At 62.0% G+C, this 15,620-nt stretch carries 15 protein-coding genes; 12 read left to right on the top strand and 3 right to left on the bottom strand.

The genetic code is table 11. The features are described from left to right. From QZ522_RS11920 to miaA, 3 genes are all read right to left on the bottom strand, one after another. On the bottom strand, nucleotides 1–1,367 hold a 1,367-nt coding region (locus tag QZ522_RS11920), incomplete at its 3' end, for an ABC transporter substrate-binding protein (protein WP_294611599.1). A gap of 126 nt (nucleotides 1,368–1,493) precedes the next feature. Continuing rightward, nucleotides 1,494–2,300 (bottom strand): AraC family transcriptional regulator, encoded by an 807-nt coding sequence (locus QZ522_RS11915; RefSeq protein ID WP_294611597.1) that lies wholly within the window; start codon nucleotides 2,298–2,300, stop codon nucleotides 1,494–1,496. Nucleotides 2,301–2,404: 104 nt separating this feature from the next. Next, nucleotides 2,405–3,286: a tRNA (adenosine(37)-N6)-dimethylallyltransferase MiaA gene (gene miaA, locus QZ522_RS11910; protein WP_294611595.1), complete on the bottom strand. Its 882-nt coding sequence runs from the start codon at nucleotides 3,284–3,286 to the stop codon at nucleotides 2,405–2,407. Nucleotides 3,287–3,420: 134 nt separating this feature from the next. Between miaA and pyrH the strand changes: the two genes are divergently transcribed. From pyrH to tatC, 12 genes are all read left to right on the top strand, one after another. Then, nucleotides 3,421–4,158 (top strand): UMP kinase, encoded by a 738-nt coding sequence (pyrH, locus tag QZ522_RS11905; protein WP_294611593.1) that lies wholly within the window; start codon nucleotides 3,421–3,423, stop codon nucleotides 4,156–4,158. Nucleotides 4,159–4,210: 52 nt separating this feature from the next. Beyond that, a complete protein-coding gene (gene frr, locus QZ522_RS11900) occupies nucleotides 4,211–4,774 on the top strand; it encodes a ribosome recycling factor (protein ID WP_294611591.1) in 564 nt (187 codons plus the stop codon). 18 nt (nucleotides 4,775–4,792) lie between these two features. Beyond that, the gene (uppS, locus tag QZ522_RS11895; RefSeq protein WP_294611590.1) at nucleotides 4,793–5,518 is read left to right on the top strand and encodes a polyprenyl diphosphate synthase; all 726 of its coding nucleotides are present in this window, start codon (nucleotides 4,793–4,795) and stop codon (nucleotides 5,516–5,518) included. Beyond that, nucleotides 5,515–6,294, top strand: coding sequence for a phosphatidate cytidylyltransferase (locus QZ522_RS11890; RefSeq protein ID WP_294611589.1), 780 nt, complete (start codon nucleotides 5,515–5,517; stop codon nucleotides 6,292–6,294). The genes uppS and QZ522_RS11890 overlap by 4 nt, the downstream gene beginning before the upstream one ends. Then, entirely contained in the window at nucleotides 6,291–7,463 is a 1,173-nt protein-coding gene (dxr, locus tag QZ522_RS11885; RefSeq protein ID WP_294611587.1) for a 1-deoxy-D-xylulose-5-phosphate reductoisomerase, read from the top strand. Before QZ522_RS11890 ends, dxr begins: the two co-directional genes overlap by 4 nt. Before the next feature lie 9 nt (nucleotides 7,464–7,472). After that, nucleotides 7,473–8,822: an RIP metalloprotease RseP gene (gene rseP, locus QZ522_RS11880; protein WP_294611585.1), complete on the top strand. Its 1,350-nt coding sequence runs from the start codon at nucleotides 7,473–7,475 to the stop codon at nucleotides 8,820–8,822. Nucleotides 8,823–8,952: 130 nt separating this feature from the next. Next, nucleotides 8,953–10,290: an N-acetylmuramoyl-L-alanine amidase gene (locus tag QZ522_RS11875; RefSeq protein WP_365353681.1), complete on the top strand. Its 1,338-nt coding sequence runs from the start codon at nucleotides 8,953–8,955 to the stop codon at nucleotides 10,288–10,290. Further along, nucleotides 10,272–12,794, top strand: coding sequence for a PBP1A family penicillin-binding protein (locus tag QZ522_RS11870; protein ID WP_294611583.1), 2,523 nt, complete (start codon nucleotides 10,272–10,274; stop codon nucleotides 12,792–12,794). The genes QZ522_RS11875 and QZ522_RS11870 overlap by 19 nt, the downstream gene beginning before the upstream one ends. 95 nt (nucleotides 12,795–12,889) lie before the next feature. Then, on the top strand, nucleotides 12,890–14,017 hold the full coding sequence (prfB, locus tag QZ522_RS11865; RefSeq protein WP_294611581.1) for a peptide chain release factor 2: 1,128 nt from the start codon (nucleotides 12,890–12,892) through the stop codon (nucleotides 14,015–14,017). Nucleotides 14,018–14,240: 223 nt separating this feature from the next. Further along, nucleotides 14,241–14,465, top strand: a complete 225-nt coding sequence (locus tag QZ522_RS11860) for a twin-arginine translocase TatA/TatE family subunit (protein WP_294611579.1) — start codon at nucleotides 14,241–14,243, stop codon at nucleotides 14,463–14,465. A gap of 7 nt (nucleotides 14,466–14,472) precedes the next feature. Next, entirely contained in the window at nucleotides 14,473–15,021 is a 549-nt protein-coding gene (gene tatB, locus QZ522_RS11855; protein WP_294611577.1) for a Sec-independent protein translocase protein TatB, read from the top strand. Then, on the top strand, nucleotides 15,018–15,620 hold a 603-nt coding region (gene tatC, locus QZ522_RS11850), incomplete at its 3' end, for a twin-arginine translocase subunit TatC (protein WP_294611575.1). The genes tatB and tatC, both read left to right, overlap by 4 nt.

Raw genomic sequence — 15,620 nt, 5'->3', positions numbered from 1 at the left:
TTCCATTGCGTCGAGGAAAACGGAAAATTGCGCCAATTGGCCCAGAACGTGGCCCCCGGCAGAATCTTGCGCCGCACCCGGAGCCCGGCATCGCGCAGCTGCACGGCGACCGCATCGCCTGTGTTGCGTTGCCATTCGTCGTCGACCGTGACCAACTCGTGAACATAGCCGACAAGGCCGAACGCCTCGATGTCATCGCGCGCCTGTGCGGGATCATAGGGGGCGGGGCCGATATCGGCATAGGCGGGGTGGATCGGGCTGACGTGATGGTTGGCGGCCACGGTGCCGCGCCCGCCATAACCAAGCTCAAGGCAGATCGCGTTGTCCACCGCCAGGGCGAGGGCGCGGCGCAGGTTTCGATTGAGATAGGGGTTGGTGCCGATCACATGCGCCGTCTGCGAGGCCCGGATCACCGTGGTTGCGGCGGTCTCGGTGCGGGTTTTGACCCATCCGATGCCATCCATCGCATCTATGAAATCACCGACGGTTTCATAGAGAAGATCCACTTCATCAGCCTCTGCCGCCGCCAGCCAGCTTGACGGGTTGGTGCCGTAGTCAAGGAATTCCACACGATCAAGATAGGGGCCGCCAAACACCTCGCTGCCCCACCAGCGGTGGTCGGGGTGACGTTCAAGGATACAGCTTTCGCCGACGGTCATGGAAACCGGGCGGAACGGGCCGGTGCCGATGCCATGGGCAAAGGGATCGCCGCCGTCATAGGTTTCATGCATGATCGCCGCCGGGTAATCCGCGAAGTTGGCAATCACCGAAATATCCGGCGCCGAGAGGGCCAGCGCAACGGTGTTCTTGTCCAGCACGGTGATCGCGCCGGTGCGGGCCTGGCCGGTCTCGGGGTCAATCATGCCTGCAAACCGCCCGGCCATGGAGTTTTCCGGCGCGGTGGTATCGCACCAGCGGGCAATGTTGCGGGCCACATCATTGGCATCAAAGGCATCGCCATTGTTCCAGGTTACACCGCTGCGCACCTTCAACTGGTAACGGGTGGCATCCTCGTTGACGCTCCAGCTTTCAAGCAGCATGCCGCGAAAGCTTCCGTCGCCGACGTATTCCACCAGATACTCAAGGAAACCGCGGGTCTGATTGGCCAACTCGCTCCAATCATAGCTGCGCGGGTCCTTGAGGGGTTTGACGTTTTGCTGAATGCGCAGGGTGCCGCCGGGGGCAATGGCCGGGGATTGCGCGGCGGCAGGGCCGGGCAGGCCACCAAGTGCATAGGCGGCGCCAGCCGTCAGGCCAAGCGCCGTGGTGCGGGTCAGAAATTCTCGCCTGTCCATGCGCCCGGCCTTGAGATCACCGGCATAGCGGCGGGCGGCAGGATGGGGCGGCGGGCAAGAGTGGCGCGACATGGAACGCTTTCAAAGAGGAGGGGGGCAGTGCCCCCGGTCACCGATCAAGTCATTGACACCAGTAGATAACGACCGGCCTTCAAGTGCAACCCGCAGCGACCAAATATCCGGTGAAATGAACGCGGTTCAGGCGCTGATTGCGCGCGGCGCACGCTCTGCACTTTTGGCACGAAGGGCGGAGGGGCTTAACCCGGTGTGCTGAAGCACGAAGCGCGAGAAATAGGCGGCGCTTCCAAAGCCCAGCATGGCGGCGATCTGGCCGATCGGAATCTCGCCGTCCTCAAGAAGATCGCGCGCCGCATGCAGGTTGCGTTCGGTCAGCATATCCGCCGCCGTCAATCCCGAGGCCTGTCGGCAGACCCGGCTGAGATGCGTCGGCGTCACGCCAAGCGCGCGGGCATAGACCGCCATCGGTCGCCCGCTGGTGAAATCCCGTTCGATCAGGGCGGTATAGCCCTTCATCAGGCGCTCTGTTGCGCCCCGCTTGTCGGGCACCCCATAGTCGATCATTGCACGGCGAAGCCAGACCGTCAGAAGGCTGGCCTGGGCATTCAGCGCCTCATCCATGAAGGGGCGGGCGGCACTTTGCTCGCGCTGCATCGCCTCAAGGATTGCCGTCAGCTCGTTCTGACTTGTGACATCGCGAATCCGAAGGTGCTGGGCCTGGTCGGGCATCAGGATCGGCCCGCCTGCGGGCACAAGGCAGACAAGGCCAAAGCCGGTCTTGCCAAGGTCGAGCGAAAACATCGTGCCCGCCGGGATCGCCAGAGCGTTGTGCACGCCAACGCCACGCCGCACCCCGTCGACCACCGCGATGCCCTGTCCACGGGTGATCCAGATCAGCGCATGTGCGGTGCTGCTATGTTGCAGCGTGCTGCGCCAATCGCTGCCTTTGGCCCATTGAACGAGGGTTTTGATTTCGGCATGCTGCATGATCTGAGCGTTCCCGGATGATCGGGGGAATCCCCCCAAATAGTCGCAATTGGACTAATTGGTCGCACAGATTTGGCGCGATGTCAGGGAAAATAGCGAAAAATCTAAAGCGTCTCGGCGTCAATCCGCTGCCATTGCCGCATTCTTGCGCGAAACCAAGTGCGTTGGCGCTTGGCAAATTGCCGGGTGGCGATGGTGGCCGCATCGCGCGCCTCGTCAAGCGTCATGTCGCCATGCAGATAGGCCACAAGCTCGGGCGCGCCGATGGCTTTGGAAGAGGGGCGAGCCGGGTCCCAGCCGTCGAGATTGGCGCGCACCTCGTCCAGGGCGCCCATATCCAGCATCGCATCGAATCGCCGCGCGATCCGGGCATTGAGCCAGTCTTTTTCGGCCTCGACCAGAAGGGGCTGGCATTTCCCGATCGGCAAAAGCGGGGGCGGGGTGTCGCCCTGCCAGGCGGCCAATCCGCGTCCGGTGGCCTGCAACACCTCCCATGCGCGTTGCACCCGCATCGGATTGCGCAGGTCGATCCGCGCGCGGGTCTCTGGATCAAGCGCCGAGATCAGCGCGTCCAGGCCGCCTGACTGACGTATTTCATCACCGCGTTGGCGCAGATCGGGTGGGGTCTCCGGGATATCGGCAAGCCCTTCGGTCAGGGCGCTGAAATAAAGCCCGGTGCCGCCGACGATGATCGGCCTTTCGCTCCCTTGCAGAAATGGCGCAGCATCGCGCAACCAGTGCCCGGTGGAATAGGCGGCATCGGCCGCCACGTGACCGTAAAGTGCATGGCGCGCGACCGCTTCATCCTCGGCACTTGGACGGGCTGAAAGGATTCTCCAGTTGGCATAGACCTGCAAGGCGTCGGCATTGACGATCACGCCGCCCTGGGCGCGGGCGATCTCCAGTGCCAGGGCAGATTTGCCGCTTGCGGTTGGCCCGGCAATCAGTACCGGCAGGTCCGGATCAATATCAAATGGCATGCCCATGCCTTCCGTTACCCAAGTTCGCCGCGTTTGACGAGGCGGTTTTGCGTCTTTTCCGGGCGCGTGCGGGTTTCTGCGATTGAACCTTTCCGACATTTGAGACATTTTGCGCGCGATTACCCTGACGCAGTGGAGAAATGCCGATGTCCGCCCCCGAAGAGTCAAAGGCCAAGTTCGGCCGCGTCATGCTCAAGATCTCTGGCGAGGCGCTGATGGGCGACCTTGGGTATGGGCTTCATCCGCCAACGGTGGAACGGATCGCGCGCGAGGTCAAAATCGTGCATGACCTGGGGGTCGAGATCTGCATGGTGATCGGCGGTGGCAATATCTTTCGCGGCCTTCAGGGATCCGCGCAGGGGATGGAACGCACCACCGCCGATTACATGGGCATGCTGGCCACGGTGATGAACGCGCTGGCGATGCAGAGCGCGCTGGAAAAGATGGGGGTGTTTTGCCGGGTGATCTCGGCCATCCGCATGGACGAGGTGGCAGAGCCCTATATTCGCCGTCGCGCGGTGCGGCACCTGGAAAAAAAGCGCGTTTGCATCTTTGCAGCCGGCACCGGCAACCCCTATTTCACCACCGATACGGCGGCGACGCTGCGCGCCAACGAGATGGCCTGCGAGGCAATTTTCAAGGGTACCAAGGTGGATGGGGTCTATGACAAGGATCCGGAAAAACACACCGATGCCAGGCGCTATGATCGGGTAAGCTATGACGAGGTGCTGGCCCAGCATCTTGGGGTGATGGATGCCAGCGCGATTGCTCTCGCGCGCGACAACAACCTGCCGATCATCGTCTTCAGCCTTGACGAACCGGGCGGTTTCAAAGGCATTCTGGCCGGCGAGGGCACCTATACAACTGTGCATGGTTGACGCTAAACTAGGGACAACCGGGCGAGAGCCGCAAGAAGGAAAGAACATCAAGATGGCGGATGACATCGAAATTGACACGGCCGATCTGACGCGCCGCATGGATGGCGCGATTAGTGCGCTTAAGACCGAATTTGCCTCGTTGCGGACCGGGCGGGCCTCGGCCTCGATGCTGGAGCCGGTGATGGTCGATGCCTATGGCCAGAAGACCCCGATCAACCAGGTCGGTACGGTGAACGTGCCCGAACCGCGGATGGTGACGATCAACGTCTGGGACAAGGGCCTTGTCGGCAAGGTTGAAAAGGCGATCCGCGAAAGCGGTCTGGGCATCAATCCCCAGCTGAACGGCACGATCATCATGCTGCCGATCCCCGAGCTGAACGAAGAACGCCGCAAGGAGCTGACCAAGGTCGCCTCGCAATATGCCGAGCACGCCCGCGTTGCGGTGCGCAACATTCGCCGCGACGGCATGGATCAGATCAAGAAGGCCAAGGCCGAGAGCATGTCCGAAGACGACCAGAAGTTCTGGGAAACCGAGGTGCAGGAGCTGACCGACCGTTATATCAAGAATGTCGATGAGGCGCTGGAAACCAAACAAGCGGAAATCATGCAGGTCTGAATGACAAGGGGCGCGCCCATGCCAGATACATTCGTCGCAGGCGACGGTCCGCGCCATGTGGCCATCATCATGGATGGCAATGGCCGGTGGGCGCAGGCGCGCGGGCGTCCGCGTCTGTTTGGCCATCACGCCGGTGCGCGCCGGGTGCGCGAGATCGTCAAGTCCTGTCCGTTTCTCGGCGTCAAATACCTGACAATCTTTGCGTTTTCGACCGAGAACTGGAAGCGGACCCAGACCGAAGTTGCCGGTCTGATGAGTCTTTTCCGCCGCTATATCATGAAGGAAATGCAGGAATTCGTCGCCGATAACGTGCAGGTGCGTTTTATCGGCGACAGGCTGCGTCTTGACAGCAAACTGCGTGGCCTGATGGACGAGGCCGAGGCGATGACGGTGAACTGTACCGGCACCAACCTTACCATTGCGCTTAATTATGGCGGGCGGGACGAGGTGTCGCGCGCCACCAAACGGCTGGCGCTGGATGTGGCTGAGGGCCGTCTTGATCCGGCGGATGTCGATGTGGAAACCTTGCCGAAATACCTTGATACCTGCGTGTTGCCCGATCCTGACCTGGTGATCCGGACAAGTGGCGAGGCGCGGATTTCAAACTTTCTGCTCTGGCAGTCGGCCTATGCGGAATATGAATTCATCGACACCCTCTGGCCCGATTTCACCCCGGATATCTTTGCCAAGCTGCTGGAACACTACGGCACGCGGGATCGTCGGTTCGGGGCTGTATCGGTATGAGTGGCAGTGCGCGATGGTCCGACCTTGCCCCAAGGGCGATTTCAGGTGTTGCGATGGCGGCGGTCGGGATCTGGGTGATCTGGGCCGGGGGGCTATTGTTCGACGCGCTTGTCTCGGGGCTGGCGGGGCTTATGATGTGGGAGGCCGCGCGCATGTTCGGCGCCCCCGATGCACGGCGCTCGGGGCTTTTGGCAGCGGTTGCGGTCGGCCTTTCGCTTTGGTTGCACGGGCTGTTCGTCCTGCCGTTGCTGGCCGCGGCGGTGGTTGTTGCCACGGCCTCTGTCGAGCGGGAAAAGGGGGTTTTTGTCGCCCTCGCTTTCTGGAGTTTGCTGGGCTGTTTCGCCATGGCGCTTTTGCGCGATAATGCCGGTCTCGTCTGGGTGATCTGGCTTGTCGCGGTGGTCGTCCTGTCCGATCTTGCGGGCTATTTCGCGGGGCGCACTCTTGGCGGTCCCAAATTCTGGCCGCGCATCAGCCCCAAGAAAACTTGGTCCGGCACGATTGCAGGCTGGCTTGGTGCCGCAGTGATCGGGTTTGTTTTCATGGCCCCCACCGGTGCGGGGCTGGCGCTTGTGCCAGTGTCGATGCTGGTCGGCTTGGCCGGACAGATGGGCGATATTGCCGAAAGCGCGGTCAAGCGGCTGCGCGGGGTCAAGGACAGCTCAAACCTTATTCCGGGTCATGGCGGGGTTCTGGACCGGTTCGATGCCATGCTTGGCGCGGCGGTCGTGGTTGTCGTCCTCTGGGCGCTGGACCTGATGCCGGGGCTGGTATGAAGCAGGTTTCAATTCTGGGCGCGACCGGCTCTATCGGGCAGAACACCATCGACCTTATCCGCCGCGCTCCGGGGCAATTCAATGTCGTGGCCCTGACCGGCGGGCGCAATATCGCGCAGCTTGCGGCCGATGCCATGGCGCTTGGCGCCAAGGTGGCGGTGACGGCCCATGACGCGTTGTTGCCCGAGTTGCGCGCCGCTCTTGCGGGCAGCACGGTCGAGGTAGCGGCCGGCAGTGCCGCGCTCATCGAGGCAGCAAGCCGACCTGCCGATTGGGTGATGTCCGCGATTGTCGGCGCGGCGGGCCTTCCACCGGGACTTGCGGCGCTCGGGCAGGGCGCGACGCTTGCCCTTGCCAACAAGGAATCGCTGGTCACGGCCGGGCCTTTGCTGATGCAGACGGCGCGCGCGAACGAGGCCCGCATCCTGCCGGTGGACAGCGAGCATTCGGCGATCTTTCAGGCAATGGTCGGCGAGGATGCCGATGCCGTGTCGCGGGTGATCATTACCGCCAGCGGCGGCGCGTTCCGGGACTGGCCGCTGGCCGATCTGGCCCGCGCGACCGTGGCCGAGGCGTCAAGCCACCCCAATTGGGCGATGGGCCAGCGGATCACCATCGACAGCGCCTCGATGTTCAACAAGGCGCTGGAAATGATCGAGGCACGCGAGTTCTTCGGCTTTGACCCCGAGCAGATCGAAGTGCTTGTTCATCCCGAATCCGTGGTGCATGCGCTCGTCGGGTTTGTCGATGGCGGGCTTATGGCGCATGTCGGCCCGCCGGATATGCGCCATGCCATCGGCTATGCCCTGCATTGGCCGCAGCGTCAGGCGCTGCCGGTCGCGGCGCTTGATCTGGCGGCGATCGGCACGCTGAATTTCCGGGCGCCGGACCCGGCCCGCTATCCCGCCTTGCGGCTTGCCCGCGACGTGATGGAAATGCGCGGGCTGAGCGGTGCCGTGTTCAACGCCGCCAAGGAGCGCGCGCTGGACCGCTTTATCGCCGGGCATATCGGATTTTGGGAGATGAACGAGGTTGTCGAAGAGGTGCTGACGCGCCTGACCGGCGATCCGGCGGAAATGAATGCAGCCCTGACCCTTGATTGCGTGTCCCGGATGGACCATCTGGCACGACAGAGCGTCGATCAAGTCGTCAGTGAGCGAAACAGTTAAGGATTACGCGTGGATATTCTGACCTTCCTGCCGCAGTTCGGCAATATTTTCATGACATTGCTGGCCTTTGTCGTGGCTCTTTCGGTGATCGTGGCCGTGCATGAATACGGCCATTACATTGTCGGGCGGTGGTCGGGGATCAAGGCTGAGGTGTTCTCGCTCGGGTTCGGGCCGGTGCTGTTTTCACGCGTCGACCGGCATGGCACCCGCTGGCAGCTTGCTGCGTTGCCGTTTGGCGGTTTCGTCAAGTTTCTCGGCGATGCGGATGCGGCGAGCGGCAAGGATGCCGCCGCGATGGCCGCGATTTCGCCGGAACAGCTGCGCCAGACCATGCATGGTGCGCCGCTCTGGGCGCGTGCGGCGACGGTGGCGGCGGGACCGGTGTTCAATTTCATCCTGTCGATCCTTGTGTTTTCCGCCGTGATGATGACCCAGGGCAAGACCGCCGATCCGCTCAGCGTGGGCGCGCTCAAGCCGCTTCCGGTGGAGGGGGTCACGCTGGAACCGGGGGACCGGATTCTGGCCATCGAAGGCATCACCATGCCCGGCATGGACGAGGACGAGGGCTTTGACGATCTGATCGACGAGCTGCCGGTACGCGCGCTGCTTGACTATGAGGTCGAGCGCGAGGGGCGCCGCCTTGCCGCCAAGGGGCCGCAACTCATGCCGCCGCTGATCAGCGGGCTGGCGCCGCAATCGGCGGCCTATGCCTCGGCGATGCAGCCGGGGGATGTGATCACCGCAATCAACGGCGCGCCGGTCGTGGCCTTCAGCGAGCTGAAGGATGTCGTCGAAAGCTCGAACGGTGCCGAACTCAGCCTGACGCTCTGGCGCCCGGACGGCGAGGCGTTTGACGTGGCCATCAGCCCGCGCCGCGTGGATGAACCGCAACCGGACGGCGGTTTCAAGACCGAGTGGCGTATCGGAATCGCGGGCGGCCTTGCCTTTGAGCCGGCCAAGGAAACCCTTGGCCCGGTCGAGGCCGTGGGCAACGCCGTTGTCCAGACCGGCCAGATCGTCCAAAGCTCGGTTTCGGGGCTCTATCACATGGTCACCGGCGCGATCAGCAGCTGTAACATGTCCGGCCCGATCGGGATCGCGCAGGTATCGGGCGCGATGGCGAGCCAGGGGGCGGAAAGTTTCATCTGGTTCATCGCCGTTTTGTCGACCGCCGTAGGCTTGCTGAACCTGTTCCCGGTGCCGGTGCTGGATGGTGGCCACCTTGTGTTTTACGCCTATGAGGCGATGACGGGGCGCCCGCCCAGTGACAGGGCGCTGCGGGTTCTGATGACGATTGGCTTGACGGTTGTGTTGTCGCTGATGGTATTTGCGCTGTTCAACGATATATTCTGTCCCTGACGGCGCGGTTTTGGCAGGCGCGCGCCACATGAGTATTTAGGGAAAGATGAAAGAGCGGGGCTGTTTTATGGCCTGGTTCCGGTATGATCCGGACCGATGACAGACCGGGGACCGGCGAGTGGGCAGAGCGATGGCAAGATGGGTTATGATTTTGGCGATGCTGTGCGTGGCCCCGGCGCTTGCGGCGCAGGAACGGGGCTTTAGCGCACTGGCGCGGGTGGATGCCGAAAAGAGCGTCGTGCGCGATACCCGGCTTGGGCTGGAATTGCATCTGAGCCTTAGCCAGGGCGTGCCCTACCGTGTGTTCACGCTGGACGACCCGGCGCGGCTTGTGCTGGATTTTCGCGAAATCGATTGGCAGGGGCTGAGCGGCGCGGAATTCGCGCGCGCCGAGCGTGCCATAGGTGTGCGTGTTGGCCAGATCAGGCCCGGCTGGTCACGTATGGTGATTGATCTGGCGGGGCCGCATATCCTGGACTCGGCGGGGCTTGTGGTGGAGCGGGTGACAGGCGCGGGCGATTTGCATGTGGTCCTTGGGGCCCCCGATGCCGAAGCCTTTGCCGCGCAGGCCGGAACGCCGGATTTACCGGGCTGGGACCTGCCGGACCCCGAGGGCGCGCTTGTGGCGCCGCGGCGGCGCGTTCCCGGTGAGGGGCCGCTTTTCGTGGTGCTTGATCCGGGCCACGGCGGAATTGACCCCGGTGCTCAGGTTGGCGGGGTCACGGAAAAGGATCTGATGCTTCAGTTCGCTCTGGAACTGAAGGAGGTGCTGCTGCGTGATGGACGGTTTGACGTGGTTCTGACGCGCGATGCGGATGAATTCGTGCCGCTTGAGCGGCGCGTGGCCCTCGCGCATCAGGGGCGGGCGGATGTGTTCCTGTCGTTGCATGCCGATGCCCTGTCGGGGGCGCGGGCGCATGGGGCGTCGGTGTATACGCTGTCCGATAGCGCCTCGGATGAGGCGAGTGCGGCGCTCGCCGAGCGTCACAACCGCGCCGATATCCTTGCCGGTGTCGATCTGAGCGGCAAGGATGATGTCGTGGCGGATGTCCTGATTGATCTGGCACGTCAGGAAACCCAGCCTCGCGCCGAACGTCTTGCCAAGGCGGTGCTGGCCACTTTCAAAGCTCAGGACCTGCCGCTTTTGTCGCGGCCGGGACGGCATGCGGGATTCTCGGTCCTGAAGGCGCCGGACATTCCGTCGGTTCTGCTTGAACTTGGATTTTTATCGAGCCCGCGTGATCTTGAGAACCTGCGCGATGCGGCGTGGCGGGCGCGTATGGCGGGGGCGTTGCGTGATGCGGGTCTGGCGGCGCGAAGACGGTGCGCGTGTCGGGTTGGTCCGGCAATGAAAGCTCAGCGAAAATTGGCGCAGGTGCGGGGGCATTCCCTTTTGACCCTCGCGCAGAGGGGGCCTATATGGGGGTTTACCATTGAGCGGGGGCCGCTGTGCTGCGTGCGATTCTAAGCCTTTTCGGGACGATTTTCAGTCTTTTGACGCTTGCCGTGATGGTGATCGCGCTAAGCATTGGCGCGGTTTTCCATATTTATGGCAAGGATTTGCCCAGCCATGAATCGCTGGCCAATTATACCCCGCCGACGATCAGCCGGATTTATTCGGGCGAGGGGCGCATTATTGACGAATTCGCCCGCGAACGCCGCCTGTTCACCCCGGCCGAGGATATTCCTGACCTGATCAAGCAGGCCTTCATCAGTGCGGAAGACAAGAATTTCTATTCACACGGCGGTTATGATGCGCGCGGTATCGCGGCAGCGGTGGTCGAGGCGGTACGCACGCGCGGCCGCACCGTGCGCGGCGCCTCGACGATCACGCAGCAGGTCATGAAGAACTTCCTGTTGTCGGGCGACCGCAAGATTGCCCGCAAGATCAAGGAGATCATCCTTGCCACCCGGATCGAGGAAACCTTGAGCAAGGAAAAGATCCTCGAGTTGTATCTCAACGAGATTTTCCTCGGTCAGAACAGTTATGGCGTGGCGGCGGCAGCGCAGACCTATTTCAACAAGACACTGGGCGAACTGGCGCCGCATGAGGCGGCGATGATTGCGTCCATGCCCAAGGCACCAAGCGACTATCATCCGGTGCGCGAGAAAGAGCGGCTGTTGCAGCGGCGCAATTTCGTTCTGCGCGAGATGGCCGAAAATGATTATATCTCTCAGGCGGTTTATGAAAGCGAAGTGACAGAACCGCTGCGCACTGTGCAAAATGGCGATTTTGAACCGTTTTCGGCCGACCTGCCGCCGCGCGATTACTTTACCGATGAAATTCGCCGCCAGCTTAGCGAGGATTTTGGCGAGGGCGAGTTCTTTACCGGCGGTCTGAGTGTGCGGGCCACCGTCGACCCCGACATGCAGATGCGTGCCGCGCAGGCGCTGCGCCGCCAGCTGGAACGCTATGATCGCGCGCGGGGCAAGTGGCGTGGCACCGGTCTGAGCCTGCCGGAAGAGGCCCTTGCGAGCGAAGAAAGCTGGCGCGCGGCGCTTGGCAATCTCACCGTGGCGCGCGACATTGATCAGGATGGGCGCTGGTACCCGGCGGTGGTTCTGGAAACCGGCGACCAGGAGATGCGGATCGGGATCGAGGGCATTCCCGAAACCAAAGCCGAGCCACAGGTCGTGCCGCGCAAGGATATCGCCTGGCTGCCGGACGATTTCAAAAAGACCTTCAAGCGTGGCGACGTGGTGCATGTGCGGCGGATGGTCGACGACGACAGCGGTGCATTCCTCCATTGGAGCCTGCGGCAGGTCTCGGAGGTCGAGGGCGGCTTTATGGCGATGGACGTGAACACCGGGCGCGTTCTGGCAATGCAGGGCGGGTTTTCCTATCAGTCCTCGGTGTTCAACCGCGCCACCCAAGCGATGCGTCAGCCGGGGTCAAGCTTCAAGCCCTTCGTTTATGCCGCCGCTTTGGATAGCGGTTATTCTCCGGCAACGATCGTGATCGACGCCCCGATCGAGATCGACACGCCGCAGGGTCTTTGGCGGCCGCGCAATTCCTCCAACAAGTTTTACGGACCGACCCCGATGCGCACCGGGATCGAGCAGTCGCGGAACCTGATGACCATTCGCCTTGCCCAGGAGGTGGGCATGGATGTGGTCGCGGATTATGCCGAGCGCTTTGGCGTCTATGAGAGTATGGGCCAGTTTCTTGCCAACTCTCTGGGCTCTGAAGAGACCACGCTTTACAATATGGTCGCGGCCTATGCGATGTTTGCCAATGGTGGCGAAAGGGTCCGCCCGACGCTGGTGGACCGGGTTCAGGATCGCTATGGCAAGACGATCTATCGCCATGACGAACGCCACTGTGCCGATTGCTCTGATCCGTCGATTCCCGAAACGCGCGGGCCACGGATCATGTCGGATCGCGAGCGGGTGATGGATGCGGTCACCGCCTATCAGTTGACGTCGATGATGAAGGGGGTGGTCGATCGCGGCACTGCTGCGGGGGCGATCAACCTGCCGGTGCCGGTGGCTGGCAAGACCGGGACCACCAATGATGCGCGTGACGTGTGGTTCGTGGGCTTTACCAGCAATATCGTTGCGGGGTGCTATATCGGACACGATCAGCCGCGCGGACTTGGCCGGGGGGCTTACGGGTCGTCAATGTGCGGACCGGTGTTTCAGGAATTCATGTCAGCGGCGGTCGAAAAATTCGGTGGCGGGCCGTTTCAGGTGCCGCCCGGAGGGCATTTTCTGAAGATCGACAGATTTACGGGCGCGCGGCTTCCGGATGATGCCGAGGGCGATTACGTGGTGGCGGAATATTTCCGCGATGGCGAAGAGCCGGTGTTTGGCCTGATGTACGATGGCGGATTTGCCATGGGCAACGACCTTGACCTTTTTACCGCGGGCTCGTCCGAACCCGTGCAGGAGGTGACCACTTCGACCGGGGAAAAGGCCCAGGTGGGCGGCAAGGCAAGCTTTGGCTCGATAAGTTCGGGCGGGCTTTACTGAGACACGCGCGATTGCGCCCCACAAATCTGCGGCTGATCTTGCCCGGCCCGGCGCGCTGCGCTATCACCCCCATCTGAGCAGCCAAGGAAGCCCAAATGCGCGCAGAGACCCAGAACCTCGTGTCCGAGATCGAAAAATCGCTGGAGCTTTTGCGCCAGCGCATGGGCTGGGAAACCGTCCAGCACCGGCTTGAGGAATTCAACGCACGGGTCGAGGATCCGACCCTGTGGGATGATCCTGAAAAGGCGCAAAAGCTGATGCGCGAGCGTCAGGCGCTGGTCGATGCGATGGAGACCCATGACGGCATCCAGCAAGAGCTGGCCGATAACACCGGGTTGATCGAGCTTGGCGAGATGGAGGACGACGCCGAGGTGATTGCCGAGGCCGAAGCGGCGCTCAAGGTTCTGGCCAAACGTGCCGCTGCGAAAGAGCTTGAGGCGCTGTTGGATGGCGAAGCGGATGCCAATGACACCTTCCTTGAGATCAACGCCGGGGCGGGGGGGACGGAATCCTGTGACTGGGCCTCTATGCTGGCGCGGATGTATGTGCGGTGGGCCGAAAAGCGCGGCTATACCGTCGAACTTCAGTCCGAAAGCGCGGGCGACGAGGCGGGCATAAAATCGGCTGCCTACAAGATCAGCGGGCATAACGCCTATGGCTGGCTGAAATCGGAATCGGGCGTGCATCGCCTTGTGCGCATCTCGCCGTTTGATTCGGCAGCCAAGCGGCATACTTCGTTCTGCTCGGTCTGGGTTTATCCGGTGGTGGACGACAATATCGACATCGAGGTCAACCCCGCCGATATCCGGATTGATACCTATCGCAGTTCGGGCGCGGGCGGTCAGCACGTGAACACCACCGACTCGGCGGTGCGCATCACCCACCACCCCACCGGAATCGTGGTGACCAGCTCGGAGAAATCCCAGCACCAGAACCGCGATATCGCCATGAAGGCGCTGAAATCGCGGCTTTATCAGATGGAGCTTGACCGTCGCAACGCCGCCATCAACGCCGCGCATGATGCCAAGGGCGATGCTGGCTGGGGCAATCAGATCAGGTCTTACGTGTTACAGCCCTACCAGATGGTCAAGGATCTGCGCACCAATGTCGAAACCTCCGATACCAAGGGGGTTCTGGATGGCGATCTGGATCAGTTCATGGCCGCAACCCTGGCGATGAATGTCAGCGGCAAGTCGCGCGCCGAGGCACAGGGCGAGGGCTAGCGCCCTGCGGTCCCTGACCACCCGGATCGTCGGTGTCCTGGGGCGCTGCGCCGCGTCAGGCGGTCGCATTTGGCGCGGGGCTATGCCTTGTCTGTGGGCATAGATTGTAAAATTCCATGCATTCTGGCGCTTTGGTGCTTCCAACCGCCGCTTTGAACGACTAGATAAAACCAGTGAAATTGCCGGGGGCGTTAAGCTGCCCCCGAGACAGGGAGAGATAGACATGCTGAACAACATTGGCCTTCCCGGCCTTCTTCTGATCGCCGTCGTGGTGCTGGTGCTTTTCGGGCGCGGCAAGATTTCGTCGCTGATGGGCGAAGTTGGCAAGGGGATCACCTCGTTCAAGAAGGGTGTCTCTGAAGGCACCAAAGAACTTGAGGACGAAGCCAAAGACTCGGTCGAGAACGCGCGCGACGTGACGCCGACCGACAAAAAAGACAAGGTCTGAACCTCACATGTTCGACCTGGGCTGGACCGAGCTGCTGCTGATTGGCATCGTGGCGTTGATCGTCGTGGGGCCAAAAGACCTGCCGGGGATGTTTCGCGCGGTCGGTAAATTCGTTGGCAAGGCCAAGGGCATGGCTCGCGAGTTCAGCCACGCCATGAACGATGCCGCCGACGGGTCCGGCGTGGACGATATCAAGGAGACGCTGCGCAAGGCGGCCAATCCGATGAAAAGCGCCATGGATGAGGTCAAGAAGACCACGGACGGCGTGACCCGCGATCTTAAGGAAAGTGCCAAACCGGCGCTGAGCGAAGAACGCCAGTCTCAAGCGGACAAGATCCGCGAAAAGGCCGCCGAAATGGCCAACAGCCGCAAGGCCGCCGAAGCCGAAGCCGAGGCAGAGGCCGCCAAGGCAGGGGCTGTGAGCGATCAGCCAAAAGCATCGCCTAAGCCTGCCGCGAAACCAAAAGCAACGCCCAAGCCCAAGGCAAAACCGAAGGCCAAGACACCGGCCAAGCCCAAGGCTAGCCCAAAATCAAATGCCGGGGACAAGGCATGACTGCCAGCAAGGACATCGAGGACAGCTCTGCACCGCTGATTGAACATCTGGCGGAACTGCGCACGCGGCTCATTCATTCGGTCGTGGCCTTTATCATCGGCATGGTGATCTGTTTCACCGTGGCGACGCCGATCTTCAATTTCCTGACCGAGCCGCTGTGTACCGTGCTTGCCGAGCGCGGTCAGGATTGCGACCTGATCTTCATCAGCCCGCAAGAGGGCTTTTTCGTTGCCATCAAGGTTTCGCTGCTCGGCGGCTTTATCCTGGCCTTTCCCTATATCGCCAATCAGATGTGGCGGTTCGTGGCACCGGGGCTCTATAAATCCGAAAAGGGCGCGTTCCTGCCGTTTCTGGTGGCCTCGCCCTTCATGTTCATTCTCGGCGCGTCCTTTGCGTTTTATGTTGTCACGCCGCTGGCCTATGACTTTTTCCTCGGGTTCCAGCAATTTGGCGGGGCGGGCGAAGCGGTTGAAGGCGGCACCGGCGCCGCGCCGCTGTCGGTGGTGTTTCAGGGCTCTGCCCAGGAATATCTTAACCTTACGATCAAGTTCATCGTCGCCTTCTGGCTTTACTTTCAGCTTCCGGTGCTGTTGACCCTG

The organism is uncultured Roseovarius sp., from assembly GCF_913054395.1.
GTDB lineage: Bacteria > Pseudomonadota > Alphaproteobacteria > Rhodobacterales > Rhodobacteraceae > Roseovarius.
This window is presented reverse-complemented; position numbering and strand designations above follow the sequence as displayed.

What these genes read in the sequence shown, in the direction of transcription:
- QZ522_RS11915 (WP_294611597.1), bottom strand. Translation starts at nt 2,300, where the DNA reads ATGCAGCATGCCGAAATCAAAACCCTCGTTCAATGGGCCAAAGGCAGC.
- miaA (WP_294611595.1), bottom strand. Translation starts at nt 3,286, where the DNA reads ATGGGCATGCCATTTGATATTGATCCGGACCTGCCGGTACTGATTGCC.
- pyrH (WP_294611593.1), top strand. Translation starts at nt 3,421, where the DNA reads ATGCCGATGTCCGCCCCCGAAGAGTCAAAGGCCAAGTTCGGCCGCGTC.
- frr (WP_294611591.1), top strand. Translation starts at nt 4,211, where the DNA reads ATGGCGGATGACATCGAAATTGACACGGCCGATCTGACGCGCCGCATG.
- uppS (WP_294611590.1), top strand. Translation starts at nt 4,793, where the DNA reads ATGCCAGATACATTCGTCGCAGGCGACGGTCCGCGCCATGTGGCCATC.
- QZ522_RS11890 (WP_294611589.1), top strand. Translation starts at nt 5,515, where the DNA reads ATGAGTGGCAGTGCGCGATGGTCCGACCTTGCCCCAAGGGCGATTTCA.
- dxr (WP_294611587.1), top strand. Translation starts at nt 6,291, where the DNA reads ATGAAGCAGGTTTCAATTCTGGGCGCGACCGGCTCTATCGGGCAGAAC.
- QZ522_RS11875 (WP_365353681.1), top strand. Translation starts at nt 8,953, where the DNA reads ATGGCAAGATGGGTTATGATTTTGGCGATGCTGTGCGTGGCCCCGGCG.
- prfB (WP_294611581.1), top strand. Translation starts at nt 12,890, where the DNA reads ATGCGCGCAGAGACCCAGAACCTCGTGTCCGAGATCGAAAAATCGCTG.
- QZ522_RS11860 (WP_294611579.1), top strand. Translation starts at nt 14,241, where the DNA reads ATGCTGAACAACATTGGCCTTCCCGGCCTTCTTCTGATCGCCGTCGTG.
- tatB (WP_294611577.1), top strand. Translation starts at nt 14,473, where the DNA reads ATGTTCGACCTGGGCTGGACCGAGCTGCTGCTGATTGGCATCGTGGCG.